Genomic DNA, 205 nt, shown 5'->3' on the forward strand with positions numbered 1-205 from the left:
GTGTCCACCTATGTCGCAAAAGGATTGTGGCGGCAAGAGTTTACGTATGCATACGATCACTTGAATGTCATCCGGGCCATGCTTTTGCGCATGCTGGAATGGACAGTTGGCATCGACAACGAGTTTCGCGTCAGCGTTGGCAAACATGGCAAATACCTTGAACAGTATGTGGACGATGGACGGTGGCAGCTGTTTCTGTCAACTT

Annotated in this window: 1 protein-coding gene; it reads left to right on the forward strand. The window is 49.8% G+C overall.

Annotated elements, in window-relative coordinates; genetic code table 11:
• On the forward strand, positions 1-205 hold a 205-nt coding region (locus CHH91_RS20030; RefSeq protein ID WP_176465923.1), incomplete at both ends, for an aminoglycoside 6-adenylyltransferase.

The organism is Virgibacillus sp. 7505, from assembly GCF_002272135.1.
Taxonomy (GTDB): domain Bacteria; phylum Bacillota; class Bacilli; order Bacillales; family Amphibacillaceae; genus Terribacillus.